Here is a 21,231-nt window from a genome sequence, read left to right on the forward strand (position 1 = left end):
TTCCTAGTCTGCCCCTCACAGGCTAGGAATAATACCCCATTTTAATCCTGTTTTTATTATCCCCGCCCTTAACTATCATTACTCAAAATATTTATTACACCTAAGATAATACTCTAAATAGTTCAAATTGTAGGTAGGCGGCAAACAAACGAGGCCCTAGGAGCATACACCAGTATGTGACTAGGGCGAGTGCGTGCAGCCAACACCCCTACAAATTGAAATATGACGAGTATTTAGGAGCATACACCAGTATATGACTAGGGTGAGAGCATGCAGCCAACACCCCTACAAATTGAAATATGACGAGTATTAGCGTTGAATGATTTCGTCGAACACCCCTCCATTCGCAAAATGGGTTGCTTGCGCGGCTTGCCAGCCCCCAAAGCTGCCATCAACCGTCAGCAGTTTTAGTTCAGGAAACTGTTGTTGATATTTTTTGGCCACTTCACTATTTCGTGGTCGATAATAGTTTTTAGCTGCAATTTCCTGCCCTTGCGCAGAATAGAGATGCTCTAGGTAAGCTTCTGCAACCGCCCTGCGGTCACGTTTATCGACGGTTTTATCGACAACAGCGACGGTTGGCTCAGCGAGAATCGAAATACTTGGCGTCACAATTTCAAACTGCCCGCTTTCCCCTAACTCATTGATGGCTAATAACGCTTCATTTTCCCAAGCAATTAATACATCGCCGATACCACGTTCAACAAAACTATTGGTTGCGCCACGAGCCCCTGAATCGAGGACTTCCACATTTTGATACAGCTGTTTAACAAACTGCTTCGCTTTTTCAGAGTCTTGCTGGTTTTTATCTAATGCATACCCCCACGCTGCGAGGTAATTCCAACGAGCTCCACCAGAAGTTTTCGGGTTGGGTGTCACCACAGAGACATCTTTACGGACTAAATCGTCCCAATCGTTGATGTTTTTCGGGTTATCTTTACGAACTAGAAAGACGATAGTCGATGTATAAGGAGCTGAGTTATCGGGAAGTTTTTCTATCCAGTTTTTATCTATACGGCCACTTTGTGCAATAGCATCAACATCGTAGGCTAAAGCTAACGTCACAACATCGGCTTCTAACCCATTCACCACTGATATGGCTTGCTTACCTGAGCCACCATGAGATTGGCGAACAGTGACGGTATCCCCCGTTTTCTTTTGCCAATAATCACTAAATTCCTGATTATATTGCTGATAAAACTCACGAGTTGGATCATAAGACACATTCAACAATTGAATGTTTTTCGCCCATGTCCCTGTCGCTAACAGCAATAGCAATGCTGTCGTGAATTGTGATTTTTTTACCTGCCATGAACGTGTCATTTGCCTTCCCTCATTAAATTTGCGATAAGGAGAGGCTGACAGATAGCATCAATTACGGGAAATAATTAAAAAGAAAAACTTATAAGAATGAGGAATATATGAACAGAGTATTATCTGGAATACAGGATCAAACCTGCATAGTGGGAAATCACTATGCAGGAAAGATTTGCAATTATAGAGGGATTAGTACAGCTTCTTCGCTGTATCAAACCAATCCTTCTTAAAGACGCGCTTCATATTCATAACCGCATCAATAATATCATGATGGACTAATTTTTCATTTTGAATACCCACACAGCGCCCGCCGTAGCCTTCCAACAGAAGTTGAATGGAATAAGCCCCCATGCGTGATGCTAAAATGCGGTCATAAGCAACCGGAGAACCACCGCGTTGGATATGACCTAGAACCGTTGCACGGGTTTCGTGGTGTGTTTCCTGCTCAATATATTTCGCTAATTCACCCACATCACAAACGTGTTCGGTAATAGCGACAATCGCATGACGTTTGCCTTTTTCAATACCACGTTTGATTTCTGATAATAGTTCTTCGCGGTCAAAAGCCATTTCCTGCTCAGGTAACACTAAGAACTCACAGCCCCCAGCAATCGCAGCAGATAGCGTTAAATCGCCACAGTAGCGACCCATTACTTCAACAATAGAAATACGTTTATGGGACGTCGAGGTATCGCGAAGGCGGTCAATAGCCTCAACAACCGTTTCAAGTGCAGTGAAATAACCGATGGTATAGTCTGTGCCAGCAACGTCATTATCAATCGTTCCCGGTAATCCAATACATGGGAACCCAGCTTCCGTCAGTGCTTTAGCCCCCAAATAAGAACCATCACCACCAATAACAACTAATGCGTCAATATGATTTTTCTTCAGATTATCGAATGCGACTGCACGCACTTTTTCATCACGGAATTGTGGAAAACGAGCTGAGCCTAAGAAGGTACCACCACGGTTAATCATATCTGACACGCTATACCGGTCTAATTGCTTCATGCGGTTTTCATATAGGCCAAGGTACCCGTCAAAAATACCCATGACTTCTAAACCTTCACCCAATGCCGCGCGAACCACACCGCGGATCGCTGCATTCATGCCTGGCGCGTCACCACCACTCGTTAAAACCCCAATTCTTTTAATCTGCTTGACCATGATGACCTCTGATTAATGAACATAAAATTGCAAATCGATAAAACCGTTACGCTGCTAATCTTTTTAACGCTAATTACGCTGGCTTACCAGTGCTGAATTGATTCACCTAGCAGCATAATACGGCAAAGAGTGAATTATGCATCTGCTTTCCATCAAGCTTTTATGTTTTATTGTGATCCAGTTTACATAATTCTAGCCGAACACCCCAATAGGTAAATCTTTCAATGCAAAAAAAGCCCTAGAGTACCAACTAAAGCGAATTACCCTAGTTGAATCTTAGTTTGAAATAAAAATTAAGTATTGATGATAACACTTAAATTCCTTCGATGCTGTACCTATAAAACAAAAGAAAAGCACCATTTGGTGCTCTTTTAATTAACGAACAAAAACGAAAATAAAATTGGCCTATGTATAGTAATAACGCGTTAAATGGAAAAAAATAGGCGCAGCAAAACACAATGAGTCAATGCGATCCAGCATGCCCCCATGTCCTTCAATAATCGCCCCAAAATCTTTAATGCCACTATCACGCTTAATGGCTGACATACATAACCCTCCCACAAACCCCATAATAGTAATCGCTAATGACATCAGCCCCGCAACCCACCAGCTAAATGGAGTTACCCAGTAAAGGCAAACACCAATAAGTACTGAAGATAATACGCCGCCAATAAAGCCTTCAATGGTCTTGTTTGGGCTCAGCTTAGGCACAATAGGCCGTTTACCCATTAACTTACCAAAAACATACTGCAAAACGTCTGAAATTTGCGTCACAATAATCAAGAAAAGTAATAATTTTACGTTTTCGCCTTCATAACCTTGAATATTCAGCATCAACAACGCGGGTACATGACTCAAACAGAAAACAGCCACCAACATTCCCCACTGAATTTTTGCTGTTCGCTCAAGAAAATGAAAGGTATCTCCCGCTAAAGCAATGCGAGTTGGCAAGAAAAGGAAGACAAAAACAGGCACAAAAATTGAAAATAACCCATACCATTCAATACCAACTAAGACATATTGCAATGGAATAAAAACAAAAAAGCACCAAAATAATGCTTCATGGTCACTGCGCCGTGTTGGCGTTAAGGTAATAAACTCTCTGAGTGCAAAAAACGATATCAGCGCAAATAAGATCACCACACCTATATTGCCAAGCACAACAGCCAGTACACAAATAATGCACATGACCCACCATGCGCGAATACGTGCATTCAAATTATCAATTGTTGGATTGCTTTTTTCACCTGAATAACGGTATGCAAGAATACCACCAACAACACTGGAAAATACCAGTATCCCAAAGACACCTGACAACAATAATACTAATTCCCTGTCCCCAATATTCATGGCATTAGCTCCTCAAGCGCTACTTTTGCTCGCTGCAAAAAAGCGATTTTATTTTCATTTTCCATAAGAGGCTCCAGAGGCTTACCAACGATAGCTGAACAAATCACCGGCACAACAAGCTTTGACCCCTTCGGTAACACACGATTTAAATTTTCCAAATAAACGGGAACCACTTCAACATCAGGGTATTTTTTCGCGAGATGGTAAAGCCCACTTTTAAATTGGCTTAAAGTTTCCCCATCACCACGCGTGCCTTCAGGAAAAAATATTAATGAATGCTTTGCCTCTAATACTGACTCTAAAGGAGCTAATGTATTGTTTTGAGCTGGCTTATCACCTTTTCTATCGACCAATACCGCCCGAAAAACCTTATTAACTAAATAACGTCGAAAGGGTGTTTTGACCCAATAATCTTTAGCAGCAACCGGGTGAACAAAATGACGCATTAACGGCGGTAACCCAGACCAAATAACCAAACCATCAAGATGGCTTGAATGATTGGCATAATAAATACGTGAAGCCATTGAAGGTTGGCACCCTACCCAACGAGTGCGAACACCCGTTAATAAACGGCAGGTTCCCGATAACAGCATGCCCATTCCCTTAGCTAAAAGAGAAATTCTCTGCACTTTTTCCATCTTTTTTCCTTGCTAACGTTTTATCAAACGAAAATTTGCAAAATTACGAAAAGACCTGAATATCGTTTAATTAACAAGATAGAGAGTCGGTTACAGGAGCACAACGGGATAAGTTCTGATTTGCAATATAAGAAAAGTAATATTGAGATAAATAGCAGGAAATACGTGATTGGTGTAGCAATATATCATCATATTACTACACCAAAATAACACTCAACTAACGTCAATAATTAAATATTATTTTTTGTCAGCGGCAATACGGTCACGGATGTTTTGCGCACGTTCGCTTGATGGTGGGTGAGAGTCAAACATGCTTGTCTCGCCGCTACCCATTTTCGCTAATTTTTCAAAACCAGTGACTAAACCGTCAGTTTTAACACCACGTTTTTTTAGTAAGTCATAAGAGAAGTTATCCGCTTCGCTTTCTTGGTGTTGAGAGAACTGTGAGTTAATCAGTTTTTCACCCAGAGCTGCAACTTGTGATGCACTCAGTTGTTCTACAACGCCACCCGCTGATGCTGCGGCAGTACGCGCAGCAACTGCCGCATAAGCAACTTGCATTGCTTTACGTGTATGACCTAATGCAACGTGGCCCATTTCATGACCCAGAACGCCTTCAACTTCGTTATCGTTCATCACATCCATCAGGCCGCTATATACACGCACACAACCATTTGCCATTGCCCATGCGTTGACATCGCTAGTCAGATAAACTTTATAGTTTACTGGAGTACCATCAACTTCGTTACCCAGTGCTTTTGCAATTTTGTCTAAGCGTTTCGCATACTTGCTAGACGCTGGAGCAATTTTGTTTTGCGCATCCATTTCTTTACAAGATTGGTCACTTAATTGTTTAACATCAGAGTCAGTCAGTGTCGCAGCTTGGAATAATTGCATGCCTGAGTTAGTCAACATCCCTTGGTCTAAATTTTTACAACCCGTTAAAATGACAGCAGAAACAGCAACTGCCACAAGCGCTTTCATCTTCATAGAACATTTTTCCTTTAGTATATATAGGTATTATTTTTTAATGACGCTAAAGACTATAAATTCTGCGAAAAATAACAATAGGAATAAAGCCATAATTATCCAATATATGAATTTGATAACGTTTTTATTAAAATTGCAAAATAGACAGAATATTATTCCAATAATAGGTACACATACAGATTGCATGCAAATGGCCATTAGGGCAATGGCCAAAAAATCACTCTAACTACTTAATAAATAACTCAATAACACAAAAATCATTTTCTGTATTCTTTTCAACAATAAATTGCAGAGCTTCTCGATTTTCTTTAATTAATAGAGTGTCAAATGGCTTTAAATAAAAGGAATCTGAATTAATTTTCATACTCAAACGAGGTGTAATATTAAAAATTAAGATCTCACTAGCCCCACTCACCCAAGAATTAATGAACGCAGTATTCACCCATTGTAAGCGAGCCTGATATTTTTCAGGGTTATAGATGACATTAAAATCACGAATTGCACCCTGAACGAGTTCCGCATAAACCTCGCTTTCCCCATTAAAAGCAAAAAATTCTTTTTGCTGTAATGCCACCGCAGGTTTCTTATCTACATGCAAAATAAGTCCTTCCCCTTCCAATACACCAATAATACGTTGCCGATTTTGGAAAAAGGAAAACGAGCCCGCCGTTTTAACATCTGCTACTGACACTCGCCAATCAAAATCATCTAAACCTTCACCATGGCTGCGCGCCAATTCAAGTGTCGACCCCTGGCCATTTTTCCAAGGCATATTGCGATAATCTTGCGTCGTTAATATCTGAGTCATAAGGTGAACCCTACTTTGGTGGATACATTATTTTTATAGTTAGCTTATCTAATGGCTAACCTAATCATAGATAAGCTATTTTTAGATACTCTTAAACTGTAACTTTAATCCGAGAGAATTAACGATTTTTATAATCGTCATAAATGTTGGATTTCCCTGTCCTGATAGTGCCTTATATAAACCTTCACGACTCATTCCAACTTCTTTAGCTAATTGACTCATATTTCTTGCCTTTGCAATATCACCAAGTGCAGCGAGAACTAGACTAGGGTCACCTTCTTCTAGAATTTCGTTTAGATACATTTGTATTTCTTCTTCACTGTTTAAATACTCAGCGATATCAAATTCTTTTAATTTAGTATTCATAGTTCCCCCTCAACTTCACCAAAAAGGAGTTTAGCTTTATGGATATCTTTCTGCTGCGTTGCCTTTGTTCCACCACAAAGTAAAATTATAATAACATTGCTTTTCTGCTTTAGATAAACACGATACCCTTGTCCTTCATGTACCCTCAGTTCCGAAAAGCCATCACCAATGGGTTGCACATCACCATAATTCCCATTCTTTAACCGCCTAATTCTCATTAGAATTTTAGTTTTAGCTCGAATATCTCTAAGGTTTTTAATCCAACTATCAAAACATTCCGTTGTTAGAACCGTGATCATAAGACTGCTCCTTGTCTTTATGTTTTTATCTTAGCAATCTTCGTTTAGTTGTCAACTATAGTTAACAAACATGAATAAAAGACTAGTTTAGAAATAAAAAAAAAGCCCCTAAAAGGGGCTATAAAAGACAGGGATGGTGTCTATGGCAAGGAAAAACTTCACTTATTGCTACTTCACTACTTACTATGGAACTCAGGATATAAAATTAACTAACTTGCATTACTACAGGTACTAACAACTAAACTTATTGAAACTGCATCGCTTGAAATTCCGCCATTTTATGCTGATTCATTTCTTGTTGGTGAATGTGTTCAAGCTCTGTTTTCTGTTCTGGCGTTAACAACTGGTACAATTCATGGTGAATTCGAGCCATTTCAACACGTTGTTCCAGTTCTTTCTGCATTCGTTTTTCAAGTTCTTCACGAACCGCTTTGTCATCAAAGTTATCCGCTATAATTAATTTGTGCAGTGCTTCACGTTCTTTAACTAAAGCAGAGTTATCAACATGATAATGACGCTGTGTTGCCATTAAATCACGTAATTGCTGACGCTGTTTTTCATTTAACGTGATACCATTAAACATAAAGGTACTGGCACGTTCTTCACTGCTAAATAACTCATGATGTTGAAAGGGCACAACCGCATTGCCTGTTGGCGTAGTTGGCTCGGACTGCATCTGTAACATCAAAGGTGTTGAACTTTCATTTGCAGCACTTTGTGGCTCTTCTGCAAAAGCAACCGCTGGTCCGAACACAAACGCAGAAGCTAAAACTAACATTGCGGTTTTATGTACTGTATTATGTACTTTGCTATGCGTTGTTCTCAGCATTTGACACCTTGTCTCCGAACTGTGCTCGTGATTCAATGTGAATAAATATACACCTGTGGCTGCAAACTAGCGTCAGAGCATGTAAAAGAACGTAAAGTCATGGAATCGTACAGATTGTTATCGTATTTTGGCAGTTGGAGGACTTAAAAAATGCATAAAATCCTATTAGTTGATGACGACCGTGAACTCACGTCGCTGTTAAAAGAACTGCTGGAAATGGAAGGTTTCAATGTTGTCATCGCCTATGATGGTGAACAGGCATTACAGCAAATTGACTCATCCATTGACCTGTTACTACTTGATGTCATGATGCCGAAAAAAAATGGTATTGAGACATTGAAAGAACTGCGCCAAATCCATCAGACCCCCGTTATCATGTTAACGGCTCGCGGTAGTGAGTTAGATAAGGTTCTGGGCCTAGAACTAGGTGCAGACGACTATCTACCTAAACCGTTCAATGACCGTGAACTGGTAGCACGTATTCGTGCTTTATTACGCCGTTCTAACTGGAGCGAGCAAACTCAAGGCGACAATAGCAATACCCCTGTTTTACAAGTTGATAAACTGCAACTTAACCCAGGTCGCCAAGAAGCCAGCTTTGATGATGAAATTTTGGACTTAACAGGAACAGAATTTACGTTGTTATATCTACTCGCACAGCACCTAGGCCAAGTGGTTTCTCGTGAACACCTTAGCCAAGAAGTACTTGGGAAGCGCTTAACGCCGTTTGACCGTGCTATTGATATGCATATTTCAAACTTACGCCGCAAACTTCCAGAACGCACTGATGGCCAGCCGTGGTTTAAAACTCTACGTGGTCGCGGATACTTAATGGTTTCTGCCACATGATCAACAGCTTAACCGCAAGGATCTTTGCGATCTTCTGGTTTACCCTCGCACTAGTATTAATGCTAGTGCTGATGGTGCCCAAGCTCGACTCTCGGCAAATCACCGTCCTGATGGAAAGTGAACAACGCCAAGGGGAGATGCTTGAGCAGCATATTGAAGCCGAACTCGCACAAGCTCCGATGAATGACCTACTTTGGTGGCGGCGTATTTCTAACGCCATCAAAAAATGGGCACCTCCCGGCCAACGGTTGATTATCGTCACCAGTGAAGGCCGCGTGATTGGTGCAATGCCAAGTGAAATGCAGGTAATACGTAACTTTATTGGGCAGTCCGATAACGCGGATCACCCGAAAAAGAAAAAATATGGACGAGCCGAAATCCTTGGTCCTTTCTCCATTCGTGATGGGGAGGACCACTACCAACTGTATTTAGTTCGCCCAGCAAGCAGCCCACAATCTGACTTTATTAATTTATTGTTTGATAGGCCTTTCTTATTACTGATTGCCACCATGCTGATCAGCGCTCCACTACTATTATGGTTATCTTGGAGTCTCGCCCGCCCTGCCCGTAAATTAAAAATGGCGGCAGACGATGTGGCGAAAGGGAATTTACGGCCACACCCAGAGCTAGAAGCCGGTCCGCAAGAGTTCTTATCTGCGGGAAATAGCTTTAACCAAATGATCAGTGCCCTTGATGGTATGGTTAGCGCACAGCAACGCTTAATCTCTGATATTTCTCATGAATTACGCACTCCATTGACTCGTTTGCAACTGGCAACCGCCTTATTACGCCGTCGCCATGGGGAAAGTAAAGAGCTAGAACGCATCGAAACCGAGACCCATCGCCTAGATAGCATGATTAACGATTTACTGGTGTTATCCCGCAGCCAGCATAAAAACGAAATCTTGCGTGAAAATATCAAAGCCGATGAACTTTGGGGCGATATCTTAGATGATGCTAGCTTTGAAGCTGAGCAAATGAACAAAACGCTCGAAGTCACTTCTCACCCTGGGCCTTGGCCGTTATATTGCAACCCTTCTGCCGTCGGTAGTGCATTTGAAAATATTGTGCGTAACGCATTACGTTATTCGCATACACACATTGCCGTTGATTTCAAAGAAGAAAATAACGGTATTCTCATCACCGTCGATGATGATGGCCCGGGTGTTAGCCCTGCTGACCGCGAGCACATTTTCCGTCCATTCTACCGCACTGATGAAGCTCGAGACCGAGAAACAGGCGGTACTGGTTTAGGTCTTGCAATTGTTGAAACCGCCATAACACAACATAAAGGTTGGGTGAAAGCGGATGATAGCCCATTAGGTGGTTTAAGGTTACAAATCTGGCTACCTGAACACGGCCGATAAATTAACTTTATTCATTACCAATAACCCCTTTCTTTTAATTAAAGAAGGGGGTTATTTTTTTCAATCAAGATATATCTATCGCGATTAAATAGAGAATAATCCTATATTGGCTCTAATAACAACAATTCCTAAATACCCGACCAATATAAAATTCTATTTTAATGCTACTTACCCTCCAAAAAAAGAACAATAAAGAAGGATACTTAAAATTAACCATGTAGTAATCCAACAAAAAGCATATCGTTTTATATCTTAATATGTTACTAACTTCTACACCGACTATATTAATCTGATATTCTGTTTTACTTAGTTAAAGTGTGATAATTGATATTAATAGAAAGCACAGAAGCCCAACTCAATGCAAATTAAGATACTTATAATGTGGGCTGATAATAATCATATTTTAACTTTATTTAATTTACAGGTTTTCCCTTATTAACCTGTTCAATATTAGGCGAACTCAACTTCAAATGGATTTATCAATGAAAAAATTCAAGCTCACTAAGCTAGCCATACTTGCTGTGTTCGGCGCCATAAGTGCACAAAGCGTTGCGGGGGGATTAGTTCTACCCGATAACAACTTACGCAGTGATCTTGCTTGGCTTTCTGAACGTAACGTCATCCAAATTAGCTTATCAACTTGGCCACTATCCCAAGAAGAAATCACGCGTTCTTTAAATAATGCAAATATTACTAATAGCGAACAAGAAGCCATTATTCAGCGCATTAAAAAGAACCTTGACCGTAAGAAAAACAGCGTTCAACTAGAAACTCACCTTGCATCTAGCCACAACTCTATGCCACAGGGCTTTGCCCAAAGTGAATATAGTGATATTCGCTATACCGTTTCAGGTAACTACAGCACTGACGACGTAGACTTAAACCTGACCGCAAATGGCGAACGTGCTTTACGCGTTGAAAATGGTTCTGACTACAACCTCAATGGCTCATATGGTGGTGTCAAAATTTGGAACCAGTGGGTATCCTTTGGTGAAATCCCACAATGGTGGGGACCGGGCCACGATGGTAGCTTAATTCGTACCGATGCGGCTCGCCCTGTTACTGGCTTCTTAATTCAACGTGCTGACCAAAGCCCATTTGAAACTCCATGGCTTTCTTGGATTGGTTCATGGCAATACCAACTCACCGCAGGGCAAATCAAACAATACTCTTCCCAGCCAAACACTAAACTGATTGGTTTACGCATGACCATGAACCCAACTGACTTCTTCGAACTCGGTGGTTCCCGCGTGGTCATGTGGGGAGGCGATGGCCGCCCTAATAACTGGAACTCTTTCTGGAATGCAATGGGTGGTAGGGATAATACTGGCGACTATAACGATGACCCAGGCAACCAACTCGCAGGTTTAGACTTTAAACTGAAACTTTACCCATTAATCGACCTACCCGTTAGTTTCTATGGTCAAATGGTCGGTGAAGATGAAGCAGGGCTATTCCCATCGAAAAATGCCTTTATGGGCGGTATCGAAGGCTACCACACGCTATGGGGGCAACCTTTAAATTGGTACATTGAAGGCGCGAATACCCATACTGAGTGGGACAAAGACGGCGTAATGTATCGCCACTTTATCTACAAAAATGGTTATTACCAACAAGGTGCATCACTAGGCCACGCGATGGGCGGTGACGGGCGTATGCTCACCACCAAAGTGGAATACACTCTCGATGATGACAACCGCGTCAGCTCTCGTTTGATGTACGCGAAAGTGAATAAATCTAACTTTGATGGCAACAAGTTGTTCCCTAAATCAGAAACCATCAAAGGTGTTGATTTCGGTTGGTGGCATAACTTTGACAATGACGTCAGCACGGATGCGAAAGTTTGGGTATCTAAAACTGATTACGAAACACGCAATGATTTAGGCGCTGCCGTTACGGTAAACGTACCGTTTAAGTGGTAGTTGCTGCAAATAAATAATGCATCAAACTCAGAGACTAGAGAGTTATTATATCTAGTCTCTGCGCTCTCTCCCATACAAAAGAACATTTCTCACAAACTCCCTTATTATTCAAAAATAATTATTTGATAAAAATCAAATAATTAAAGCAAATCAAACCCATAACTCATCATAGTCAGAGTTACCTATTAGTGCTAATATTATTTTATTGAGAATAAGCAGTTTAGAGTATTGAGAGATATGGCCCCAAAATATGCCATTAGGCGCTTCAATAGAGCGTCATTGCGGTAGCTATATCTAAAATTTTTATCGGAATTAAATATCAAGTATCTAGCTTTGGTTAGTTAATAACATTAGTTTGATTTACTCAAAACCTTAAGAAAGCCAAAAATAGCTGCAAATATTTTAACAAATAAATGAGAGTCAATTTATGAATCAAATACTTCCATTAATTGGAAGAGATAAAGCGTTATTACTTCAAGATATAAATAATAGTAGCGCTGAACTTTCTCACATTGTGTCTCAGTCCCGGTTTCTGGTTTTAGGTGGTGCTGGCTCAATTGGCCAAGCAGTGACAAAAGAAATTTTCAAACGTAACCCTAAAAAACTTCATGTTGTTGATATTAGTGAAAACAACATGGTTGAATTAGTGAGAGATATTCGCAGTTCATTTGGTTATATCAATGGCGACTTCCAAACCTTTGCTTTAGATATTAGCTCCATCGAATATGATGCGTTTATTAAAGCTGATGGGCAGTATGATTATGTTTTAAATTTATCAGCACTAAAACATGTTCGTAGTGAGAAAGATCCATTTACCCTAATGCGCATGATTGACGTCAATATTTTTAATACTGATAAAACAATTCAACAATCAATTCATTCAGGTGTTAAAAAATATTTTTGTGTATCTACTGATAAGGCCGCTAACCCAGTCAATATGATGGGAGCATCAAAGCGTATTATGGAAATGTTCTTAATGCGTCGCAGCGAAGAAATAGAAATATCAACAGCCCGCTTTGCAAATGTCGCCTTTTCTGACGGCTCTCTCCTCCATGGATTTGACCAAAGACTGAAGAAACGTCAGCCTATCGTGGCTCCAAATGATATAAAACGTTATTTCGTGACACCACAAGAATCAGGTGAACTTTGTTTAATGTCTTGTATTTTTGGGGAAAATAGAGATATTTTCTTCCCCAAACTCAGCGAAGCCCTTCACCTTATCACCTTTGCTGATATTGCGGTTAAATACCTTAAACAGCGTGGCTACGAGCCGCACCTGTGTAAAGATGAGGACGAAGCCAGAGAACTCGCTAAAACACTACCAGCCCAAGGTAAATGGCCTTGCCTCTTCACATCAAGCGATACGACTGGGGAAAAAGATTTCGAAGAGTTTTTCACAGATAAAGAAACACTCGACATGGCGCGTTTTGAAAATCTCGGCATCATTAAAAATAAAGCTAATTACCAGCCAGAGCTATTATCGTTATTTGAAACTGAAATCGCACAAATGAAAGCGCAAAAAGCGTGGAATAAAGAACAAATTGTTGCACTATTTTTTAAAATGATCCCCGATTTCGGCCACCAAGAAACCGGCAAATATCTCGATAGTAAAATGTAAGGCCAGCCAATGAAACCACAAGCACTGATAGAATTTATTCGAGACACATACAAAACGAATGATTTCATTCCGCTACATGCCCCAACATTTACAGGTAATGAAAAAAATTATGTTGTAGAAACCATCGATAGTACTTTCGTCTCTAGTGTTGGAAAATTCGTCGACGAATTTGAACGAAAGATAGAAGCATTTACGGGTAGCACTCGTGCCGTTGCCACCGTTAATGGGACTGCGGCATTACATACCGCGCTTTATATGGCGGGTGTTCGAGCTAATGATTTAGTTATTACACAAGCATTAACCTTTGTTGCTACTTGTAATGCACTCTATCATATGGGGGCTCAGCCTATTTTTGTTGATGTTTCCCCTATCAGTCTAAGTTTATGTCCTAAAGCCGTAGAACAATACCTTGAAGAATATGCTGAGCTAACCCCAAATGGCTGCTTTCATAAAAAAACCAAACAAAGAATTAAAGCCGTTGTGCCTATGCATACATTCGGCCACCCTGCTGAGCTTGATGAGTTACTTATCGTATGCCAAAAATGGCATTTATCTTTAGTTGAAGACGCAGCAGAAAGCTTAGGGTCTTTTTATAAAGGTAAACACACTGGGACTATTGGGGAGTTTGCAGCGCTAAGCTTTAATGGTAATAAAATCATTACCACTGGCGGTGGTGGAATGGTTCTCTGCGCCACAGAAGAAACAGGTAAACACACAAAACACGTCACCACAACGGCAAAAATTCCTCATCCATATGAGTTTTTCCACGATGAACCGGGCTTTAATTACCGTTTACCCAATTTAAATGCCGCGTTAGGCTGTGCCCAAATGGAACACTTACCCTTATTTTTAGAGCAAAAACGCAGACTCGCAAATCAATACCAAAATTTCTTCGCTGGTAGCGATTATCAATTTATTGTTGAGCCATCTTATGCGAAATCTAATTATTGGCTAAATGCCGTCATCTGTTCCGATGTAAAATCACGAGATGAGCTGTTAAAACAGACGAATGAAGCAGGTGTAATGACTCGTCCTATTTGGAAACTGATGCACCGTTTGCCAATGTTCAAAGACGCTTTATGTGGTGAACTTAATCAATCCGAGTTTATTGAAGCACACCTCATTAATCTACCTAGCACACCATTATGATTAGTTTTAATACAAATGACTTACTTTCAGATAGCTACTATCAGCGTGAATACAGTACGCTATATGAGAGTGACTGTGAGTATTTTGAATTTCGCTATACTGAGCATCAACATTTTGTATTATTTAGTGCGTTAAAAAGAAAAATTGAAGCTGTTGGCCAAACTAAAATTGATGAAGAATTGTATGATTTAGAAACTGCATATGGTTATGGTGGGCCACTGAGTAATTCAGATGATCCTGAATTTCTCAAACGCGCTTTTTCTGCGTATCGTGAGTATTGTGTCAAACACAAAATTGTCTGTGAATTCATTCGTTTTCATCCATTTAATCCATTAGGTTCACAAAGCACATTGTTCGATATGCATTTTCAAGAGAGGCAAGTCGTTATTGTTGATCTTGAAAAGACGAGTGATGAGCGAAGAAGCGAGTATTCAAAAACTACACGAAATATCATCAAAAAAGCGCAAAGCAAATTAACCTCTGATTTCAATAATGTCGACTTAGCATCATTTATCGAGCTTTACTACGAAACAATGCAGAAAAATTCAGCTAGTGATTTTTTTTACTTTCCAGAAGAATACTTCAAAAAATTGATGCAAATGAAAAATGTACATTTAATTGGCATTAAATCAAATGACCAATATGCATCAATAGGTTTCTTTATGATAGGAAATAAATTAGCGCACTACCATTTATCTGCAAATAACCAAAGTTTAAGTAAAGAGAATGGTAATTACCTTCTACTCGATTCTGCGTTCGAATTCGCAAAAGAAAAGGGTTGTCGCTATATGATGTTAGGTGGTGGAAGAACAGCTTCACCAGACGACAGCTTATTTAAATTCAAACAAAAATTTTCGCCTATCACACTCCCTTTCTATATTGCAGGTATTGATTTCTTACCTGAAAAAAGAAAATGGCTAAATTGTTTATGGCGTAAACAACAAGAAAACCCGCAAATTCCTTCATTATTTCAGTTATATCGAGCGAGCCTAAAATAAGATGAATAACAATGTATTTATTATTGCCGAAGCTGGCGTTAATCATAATGGTAATTTTGAACTTGCTAAAAAATTGATTGATGCAGCTGTTGATGCAGGTGTTGATGCCGTAAAGTTTCAAACTTGGAAAACTGAGCTTTTAGTAACAGAAGATGCTCAAATGGCTGAGTATCAGATAGAAAATACCAAGGTAAAAGAAACTCAATTTGAAATGCTCAAGCGTTTAGAACTGAGTTACGAAGATTTCACGGAATTAAAAGAATACTGCGTAGAAAAAAACATCATATTTATGTCAACGCCTGATGAAGAACAAAGTGCTAATTTTTTAAATAATTTACAAGATATTTTCAAAATTGGTTCTGGTGAATTAACCAACACCCCTTTCTTACGTCATATTGCTAATTTTGGTAAACCGGTCATTTTATCTACTGGAATGGGATATTTGTCTGAAGTTGAGCATGCAATTTTTACGCTACTAGATGCTGGTTTATTAATTCAACAAATCACAGTTCTTCACGCAACAACAGACTACCCAACCTCACCTGAAGATGTGAACTTACTAGCAATGACAACAATTAAAAATGCATTTCCAGGCATTACTGTTGGCTATTCCGACCATACTTTAGGCATTGAAATTCCTATTGCAGCGGTTGCACTGGGTGCTAAGGTCATTGAGAAACATTTTACGCTAGATAAAAATATGGATGGCCCAGACCATAAAGCCAGTTTAGAACCGACAGAGCTCTCAAATATGGTTAAAGCAATTCGCAATATTGAACAAGCTCTTGGGACGGGTTGGAAAGTACCCACAAAAACTGAAAAACTAAATCGTGATGTTGTCAGAAAAAGTATTATCGCGAAAAAAGCCATTCCTTTTGGAACTCCTATAACGGAAGATATGCTTGAAATAAAGCGGCCGGGCAATGGTATTCCTCCGACTCGATGGGATGAAGTGGTTGGTTCTATAGCTAAAAAAGATTATCAAACAGGAGAGTTAATTTAGTGCGTAAAATTTGTGTAGTAACTGCAACTCGAGCTGAATACGGGCTATTGCGATGCCTACTAGAAGATATACAGCATGATCCTCAGCTAGAACTACAACTTATATCGACAGGCACGCATTTATCTCCTGAATTTGATTATACGCACCAACAAATTTTAGATGATGGGTTTACTGTTAATAAAAAAATTGAAATTTTACTATCATCAGACTCAGCTGTGGGCGTCAGTAAAAGTATGGGGCTAGCTCAGATTAGCTTTGCGGAAGCTTTTGATGAGCTAAAACCTGATATTGTTGTGGTACTCGGCGATAGATATGAATTAATCCCCATCGTTTCTGCTGCAAATATGGCAAAAATACCCATCGCTCACCTCAGCGGTGGTGAAATAACAGAAGGTGCCATTGATGAACTAGTCCGCCACGCAATAACTAAGTTATCACAATTGCATTTCACTGCGATGGAAGAATATACCAACCGTGTTATACAGATGGGAGAACCACCTGAACGAGTATTTACAGTGGGTGAAATAGGTTTAGATAACTTACTGCGCATGAAGTTAATGTCACGAGAAGAATTTGAATCTGCAATAAACTGCCAACTACAAGAAAAAAATATTCTTTTCACTTATCACCCAGAGACGACTCAGGATATAGAAGAAATAAAAGGGGACTTTACAGAGATCCTAAAAGGGTTAAGTCAATTAAATAATATGCTGATTATTTTTACAAAGGCAAATGCGGATGTAGGTGGACGGCTAATAAATAAAATGATTGATGAATTTGTTGTTGAAAACCCCAATAAGGCAATTGCATTCACTTCATTAGGGCAATTAAGATATTTATCAGCACTACAATATGTTGATGCCGTTATCGGTAACTCTTCAAGTGGCATAGTTGAAGCCCCTTCATTTAAATTAGCAACAATAAATATAGGTAATCGACAGAGAGGAAGGGTCAGGGCAAACAGTGTTATTGATATAAGCGCAGATACAGAACAGCTTCTCTTAGCAATAAATAAAGTGTATTCACCGGAATTCAAATCAATTTTGAATAGTACTCTTAATCCTTATGGACAGGGGAATAGCTCTAAACAAGTCGTTGAAATACTTAAACAGGCCAACTTAGAGTCATTAAAGACGAAACCATTCTATGACATCCCATTCTGCAAAAAATAAACCAATTGGTGGTGAACAAGAAATTTTTCATGATGGCTATTTTTATGGCACCACCAATAGTGGCCGCTCATCATTACGGTGGATAATCCAATCCATGCAACTGCAAGGAAAACGGATTCTTGTTCCTGATTTCATCTGCCAGGTAGTGATTGATGTCCTACATGAGTACAACATAGAAATCGCCTTCTACAAAATAAATGATAATTTTGAATTCATACTACCCTCAATATCAACACAAGTTGACGCCTTTTATCTTATTAGATATTTTGGGCACACCTCGGATTCCTTTAAATCAGCACTCGCGAGTTTGACTGTTCCCATCATTATTGATGATGTATTTGGTACCGAATTACCGCAATTCGAAAATTCAGTTAAATGGAGTTATTTTAATAGTTTACGAAAAATATCTTCTATTTCAGACTTCAGCCAGGTAATTTCAAATACTCCTTTAATTGAGATAAAAAAAGAACCGCTTCCCATATTTTCAAATTTAAAATATCAAGCCAAAGAAGCAAAAGCAAAATTCATTGAATCATCTGAAGGTGAAGAAAGTCATTACCTAACACTATTTTCAAAAGCAGAAAAATTATTAGATAATTCAAATGGAATATTTTCCGCTGACGATAAGAGCATTAACTTAACTAACCAGTTTTATCGTAAGTTAGATCAGACTAAAGCCATACATAAAAAAAATCTAATCACTGCGAAGCAACACTTAAATAGTCATCAATTTATTGATATCTCACCTGAATACCCCAGCTTTTTACCTTTAACGTTAAAAAATCGTGATAACGTTCGACTGACACTCATGGAACACTCCATTTTTTTAGCTGTTCATTGGCCTGAAATACAAGAAGCTTCAAATGAATTATCTCCAAAAATACTATCTTTGCCGTTAGATTCTCGTTACACCACTGAAGATATTCAACATATGTGTGAGTTAATTAAAAAACTTGACCGATAGCCAGAAAGAAACACCTAACTAATCAAATAGTTAAATATAAAAATTAGGGTGAAAAGAATGAGTTCTAAATGGAAAAATGTATTACTTCCTTCTTCTGCAACAATATTAGATGCATTAGATGTCATTAATAGAGAAGGCTTACGCATTGCATTAGTCACTGATAAAAATGATTATTTAATCGGGGTAGTCGCAGATGGCGATATCCGCAGAGGACTATTAAACAACCTTTCACTCTCTGATCCCATAACAATGGTGATGAATACCAATCCTACGACAGCGGAAATTGACACTCCGAAAGAAGAATTGGTCGAATTAATGAGAGTAAAAGAAATTCTTTCCATTCCTTTACTTCAGAATGGAAAAATTGCTGGTTTGGAAATATTACAAAACGTATTAAGCAAACCCAAATATCAAAATCCAGTTTTCATCATGGCGGGCGGCTTTGGTACTCGGTTAAAGCCATTAACCGACTCTTGCCCTAAACCTATGTTAAAAATTGGCAATAAGCCAATGCTAGAAACCATTATTCGCCATTTTATCAAAGCTGGCTTTTCAAATTTTTATATTTCAACGCATTACATGCCCGAAGTTATTCAGAATTACTTTGGTAATGGTGAAAAATTAGGTGTGAACATTCAATATGTTTATGAAGATAAACCATTAGGAACTGGCGGAGCACTGGGGCTATTACCTGCAGATCTTTCACAAGAACATCCACTCATTATGATTAATGGCGATATTTTAACCACCATCGATTATCATAAACTATTAAAATTTCATAATGATAATCGGGCCGATGCCACTATGTGTGTAAGAGAATACTCATATCAAATACCTTATGGCGTGGTTAATAGCGAAGGACAAAAAATTACCTCAATGGTAGAAAAACCAAGTTATCAATATCATGTCAATGCAGGTATCTATGTTATATCCCCACAAATGATTAATTCTGTAGTAAAAAATAGTTATATCGACATGCCTACTTTATTAAGCCAACACATTGAAAATAACAAAAATATTCTTATGTATCCTATTTATGAATATTGGCTCGATATAGGCCGTTTAGATGATTTCAATAAGGCACAAATTGATATCTATAATTTAGGCATAGAATCATGATAAATAATAAAAAAGTTATAGCGTTTATTCCTGCAAGAGGGGGAAGTAAACGCCTACCACATAAAAACATATTGCCTTTAGCAGGGCAGCCTTTAATTTCATGGTCAATAGAAGCGGCACAAAATAGCCAATATATTGATGATATATTTGTTAGTACAGATGATGCAGATATCGCAAAAGTGAGTACTAGCTATGGTGTAAAAGTGCCTGAGTTAAGGCCTTCACATTTAGCCACTGACGAAGCATCAACAGAAAGTGTACTTACATATACTTTAGATAAATTCGGTAAAGATGTTGATATTATCGTTTTATTACAACCAACCTCACCGCTTAGAAATGCACAACACATTGATAATGCTTTAGAAATGTACATAGAAAAAAATGCATTTTCTATTGTTTCAGTGACACCTTGCGAACACTCACCGTTGTGGGCAAATACACTGCCAAAAAACCATTCAATGGGTGATTTCATTCGCCCAGAATCATTAAAGCGCTCACAAGATTTAAGCACGTTTTACCGCATCAATGGTGCCATCTACATTTTTGATGCCAAAAAATTAATGGAATATGGTGAAATACGTTATACCCCTGAGTCATATGCCTTTATTATGGACCCAATCCACTCAGTCGATATCGATCAATCAATTGATTTTAGTTTTGCTGAGCTATTGATGCATCAAGTTAAGAATTTAACTGAATAATACCGCACAACAATCTCGCTTTGAGCCCCTTCATCATGGGCTGTTATGTTTGACAACATATTTTATCAAAAACGGGTTATGTTTTTAGCATAATCCGTTTTTTTATCCCTCAAACATTATTATTCTAGTCAAAAATACACTATTCATATAACTCCATCCGACAGCCAAGTTAATTAATATAATCAATTAAGCATTTTATTAATCTATTCCTACGCGGAATTCGGATAAATATAGAAATATTGGGATCTGGCTTTTATTGAACCCACACTAAAAGCAATGATATACAAGGAATAACTTAACTTAAATATTTAATCGCGTAGAAAGCGTAAGAATAGGATTATAACCTAATAATTTAAAATAACTTATTCTATTGGTGATTGTGTTAGGACTATTCTCTAACGCTATCGCAGTGATAGTCAGTAACTAGCTTTAATGGTATTATTAAGCGCTTTTTACTTGACCAAATAAATGCTGAGGCATACCCTTTGGCGGTCAAAAAACAATAAGCTTTGCTTATCAATTGAGCAAATTAGCAAAAAATGCAATGTTTTCAATTGATAAGTATGCGTTTACAATTTCAATGGTGCTCTGGGACCCGACAACCC

Annotated in this window: 20 protein-coding genes; 11 read left to right on the forward strand and 9 right to left on the reverse strand. The window is 38.8% G+C overall.

Annotation, left to right across the window (positions count from 1 at the left end; translation table 11 throughout):
• Positions 1-309: 309 nt before the first annotated feature.
• From PSE60_RS17905 to PSE60_RS17945, 9 genes are all read right to left on the reverse strand, one after another.
• Positions 310-1,323, reverse strand: a complete 1,014-nt coding sequence (locus PSE60_RS17905) for a sulfate ABC transporter substrate-binding protein (RefSeq protein ID WP_102140624.1) — start codon at positions 1,321-1,323, stop codon at positions 310-312.
• A 183-nt stretch (positions 1,324-1,506) separates the two neighbouring features.
• Positions 1,507-2,484, reverse strand: a complete 978-nt coding sequence (pfkA, locus tag PSE60_RS17910; protein WP_004265237.1) for a 6-phosphofructokinase — start codon at positions 2,482-2,484, stop codon at positions 1,507-1,509.
• 405 nt (positions 2,485-2,889) lie between these two features.
• A complete protein-coding gene (locus tag PSE60_RS17915; protein ID WP_210839594.1) occupies positions 2,890-3,834 on the reverse strand; it encodes a phosphatidate cytidylyltransferase in 945 nt (314 codons plus the stop codon).
• A complete protein-coding gene (locus tag PSE60_RS17920) occupies positions 3,831-4,472 on the reverse strand; it encodes a lysophospholipid acyltransferase family protein (RefSeq protein ID WP_210839592.1) in 642 nt (213 codons plus the stop codon). Before PSE60_RS17920 ends, PSE60_RS17915 begins: the two co-directional genes overlap by 4 nt.
• Positions 4,473-4,709: 237 nt before the next feature.
• Complete coding sequence (locus tag PSE60_RS17925) at positions 4,710-5,462, reverse strand: M48 family metallopeptidase (RefSeq protein WP_004907010.1); 753 nt, start codon at positions 5,460-5,462, stop codon at positions 4,710-4,712.
• A 226-nt stretch (positions 5,463-5,688) separates the two neighbouring features.
• Positions 5,689-6,270 (reverse strand): HutD/Ves family protein, encoded by a 582-nt coding sequence (locus tag PSE60_RS17930; RefSeq protein WP_272666327.1) that lies wholly within the window; start codon positions 6,268-6,270, stop codon positions 5,689-5,691.
• An 81-nt stretch (positions 6,271-6,351) separates the two neighbouring features.
• Complete coding sequence (locus tag PSE60_RS17935) at positions 6,352-6,636, reverse strand: addiction module antidote protein (protein ID WP_004265229.1); 285 nt, start codon at positions 6,634-6,636, stop codon at positions 6,352-6,354.
• Positions 6,633-6,935: a type II toxin-antitoxin system RelE/ParE family toxin gene (locus tag PSE60_RS17940; protein ID WP_115168161.1), complete on the reverse strand. Its 303-nt coding sequence runs from the start codon at positions 6,933-6,935 to the stop codon at positions 6,633-6,635. The genes PSE60_RS17935 and PSE60_RS17940 overlap by 4 nt, the downstream gene beginning before the upstream one ends.
• Before the next feature lie 244 nt (positions 6,936-7,179).
• Complete coding sequence (locus tag PSE60_RS17945) at positions 7,180-7,764, reverse strand: Spy/CpxP family protein refolding chaperone (RefSeq protein WP_272666328.1); 585 nt, start codon at positions 7,762-7,764, stop codon at positions 7,180-7,182.
• Positions 7,765-7,914: 150 nt separating this feature from the next.
• On the opposite strand from PSE60_RS17945, the gene cpxR reads away from it, so the two are divergent.
• From cpxR to PSE60_RS18000, 11 genes are all read left to right on the forward strand, one after another.
• Positions 7,915-8,613: an envelope stress response regulator transcription factor CpxR gene (cpxR, locus tag PSE60_RS17950; protein WP_004265224.1), complete on the forward strand. Its 699-nt coding sequence runs from the start codon at positions 7,915-7,917 to the stop codon at positions 8,611-8,613.
• Positions 8,610-9,980: an envelope stress sensor histidine kinase CpxA gene (gene cpxA, locus PSE60_RS17955; protein WP_004906999.1), complete on the forward strand. Its 1,371-nt coding sequence runs from the start codon at positions 8,610-8,612 to the stop codon at positions 9,978-9,980. Before cpxR ends, cpxA begins: the two co-directional genes overlap by 4 nt.
• Positions 9,981-10,462: 482 nt before the next feature.
• The gene (locus PSE60_RS17960) at positions 10,463-11,902 is read left to right on the forward strand and encodes a capsule assembly Wzi family protein (protein ID WP_209102562.1); all 1,440 of its coding nucleotides are present in this window, start codon (positions 10,463-10,465) and stop codon (positions 11,900-11,902) included.
• A 427-nt stretch (positions 11,903-12,329) separates the two neighbouring features.
• Positions 12,330-13,520, forward strand: a complete 1,191-nt coding sequence (locus tag PSE60_RS17965; protein ID WP_272666329.1) for a UDP-N-acetylglucosamine 4,6-dehydratase — start codon at positions 12,330-12,332, stop codon at positions 13,518-13,520.
• Between the two features lie 9 nt (positions 13,521-13,529).
• On the forward strand, positions 13,530-14,669 hold the full coding sequence (locus tag PSE60_RS17970; RefSeq protein WP_272666330.1) for a LegC family aminotransferase: 1,140 nt from the start codon (positions 13,530-13,532) through the stop codon (positions 14,667-14,669).
• Entirely contained in the window at positions 14,666-15,667 is a 1,002-nt protein-coding gene (locus PSE60_RS17975; RefSeq protein WP_272666331.1) for a GNAT family N-acetyltransferase, read from the forward strand. Before PSE60_RS17970 ends, PSE60_RS17975 begins: the two co-directional genes overlap by 4 nt.
• A gap of 1 nt (position 15,668) precedes the next feature.
• Positions 15,669-16,670 (forward strand): N-acetylneuraminate synthase, encoded by a 1,002-nt coding sequence (gene neuB, locus PSE60_RS17980; RefSeq protein ID WP_272666332.1) that lies wholly within the window; start codon positions 15,669-15,671, stop codon positions 16,668-16,670.
• A complete protein-coding gene (gene neuC / locus PSE60_RS17985; protein ID WP_272666333.1) occupies positions 16,670-17,842 on the forward strand; it encodes a UDP-N-acetylglucosamine 2-epimerase in 1,173 nt (390 codons plus the stop codon). Before neuB ends, neuC begins: the two co-directional genes overlap by 1 nt.
• A gap of 94 nt (positions 17,843-17,936) precedes the next feature.
• Entirely contained in the window at positions 17,937-18,806 is an 870-nt protein-coding gene (locus PSE60_RS17990; protein WP_272666334.1) for a hypothetical protein, read from the forward strand.
• A gap of 57 nt (positions 18,807-18,863) precedes the next feature.
• Entirely contained in the window at positions 18,864-19,925 is a 1,062-nt protein-coding gene (locus tag PSE60_RS17995; protein WP_272666335.1) for a nucleotidyltransferase family protein, read from the forward strand.
• Positions 19,922-20,626, forward strand: coding sequence for an acylneuraminate cytidylyltransferase family protein (locus PSE60_RS18000; protein WP_272666336.1), 705 nt, complete (start codon positions 19,922-19,924; stop codon positions 20,624-20,626). Before PSE60_RS17995 ends, PSE60_RS18000 begins: the two co-directional genes overlap by 4 nt.
• The last annotated feature ends 605 nt before the right edge of the window (positions 20,627-21,231 follow it).

The sequence above is a fragment of the Providencia sp. PROV174 genome, from assembly GCF_028480685.1.
GTDB classification, from domain to species: Bacteria; Pseudomonadota; Gammaproteobacteria; order Enterobacterales; family Enterobacteriaceae; genus Providencia; species Providencia rettgeri.

What these genes read in the sequence shown, in the direction of transcription:
- PSE60_RS17960 (WP_209102562.1), top strand. Translation starts at nt 10,463, where the DNA reads ATGAAAAAATTCAAGCTCACTAAGCTAGCCATACTTGCTGTGTTCGGC.
- PSE60_RS17965 (WP_272666329.1), top strand. Translation starts at nt 12,330, where the DNA reads ATGAATCAAATACTTCCATTAATTGGAAGAGATAAAGCGTTATTACTT.
- PSE60_RS17970 (WP_272666330.1), top strand. Translation starts at nt 13,530, where the DNA reads ATGAAACCACAAGCACTGATAGAATTTATTCGAGACACATACAAAACG.
- PSE60_RS17915 (WP_210839594.1), bottom strand. Translation starts at nt 3,834, where the DNA reads ATGAATATTGGGGACAGGGAATTAGTATTATTGTTGTCAGGTGTCTTT.
- PSE60_RS17920 (WP_210839592.1), bottom strand. Translation starts at nt 4,472, where the DNA reads ATGGAAAAAGTGCAGAGAATTTCTCTTTTAGCTAAGGGAATGGGCATG.
- PSE60_RS17925 (WP_004907010.1), bottom strand. Translation starts at nt 5,462, where the DNA reads ATGAAGATGAAAGCGCTTGTGGCAGTTGCTGTTTCTGCTGTCATTTTA.
- PSE60_RS17945 (WP_272666328.1), bottom strand. Translation starts at nt 7,764, where the DNA reads ATGCTGAGAACAACGCATAGCAAAGTACATAATACAGTACATAAAACC.
- cpxR (WP_004265224.1), top strand. Translation starts at nt 7,915, where the DNA reads ATGCATAAAATCCTATTAGTTGATGACGACCGTGAACTCACGTCGCTG.
- PSE60_RS17990 (WP_272666334.1), top strand. Translation starts at nt 17,937, where the DNA reads ATGCAACTGCAAGGAAAACGGATTCTTGTTCCTGATTTCATCTGCCAG.
- cpxA (WP_004906999.1), top strand. Translation starts at nt 8,610, where the DNA reads ATGATCAACAGCTTAACCGCAAGGATCTTTGCGATCTTCTGGTTTACC.
- PSE60_RS17975 (WP_272666331.1), top strand. Translation starts at nt 14,666, where the DNA reads ATGATTAGTTTTAATACAAATGACTTACTTTCAGATAGCTACTATCAG.
- PSE60_RS17930 (WP_272666327.1), bottom strand. Translation starts at nt 6,270, where the DNA reads ATGACTCAGATATTAACGACGCAAGATTATCGCAATATGCCTTGGAAA.
- PSE60_RS17905 (WP_102140624.1), bottom strand. Translation starts at nt 1,323, where the DNA reads ATGACACGTTCATGGCAGGTAAAAAAATCACAATTCACGACAGCATTG.
- pfkA (WP_004265237.1), bottom strand. Translation starts at nt 2,484, where the DNA reads ATGGTCAAGCAGATTAAAAGAATTGGGGTTTTAACGAGTGGTGGTGAC.
- PSE60_RS17940 (WP_115168161.1), bottom strand. Translation starts at nt 6,935, where the DNA reads ATGATCACGGTTCTAACAACGGAATGTTTTGATAGTTGGATTAAAAAC.
- PSE60_RS18000 (WP_272666336.1), top strand. Translation starts at nt 19,922, where the DNA reads ATGATAAATAATAAAAAAGTTATAGCGTTTATTCCTGCAAGAGGGGGA.
- PSE60_RS17995 (WP_272666335.1), top strand. Translation starts at nt 18,864, where the DNA reads ATGAGTTCTAAATGGAAAAATGTATTACTTCCTTCTTCTGCAACAATA.
- neuB (WP_272666332.1), top strand. Translation starts at nt 15,669, where the DNA reads ATGAATAACAATGTATTTATTATTGCCGAAGCTGGCGTTAATCATAAT.
- PSE60_RS17935 (WP_004265229.1), bottom strand. Translation starts at nt 6,636, where the DNA reads ATGAATACTAAATTAAAAGAATTTGATATCGCTGAGTATTTAAACAGT.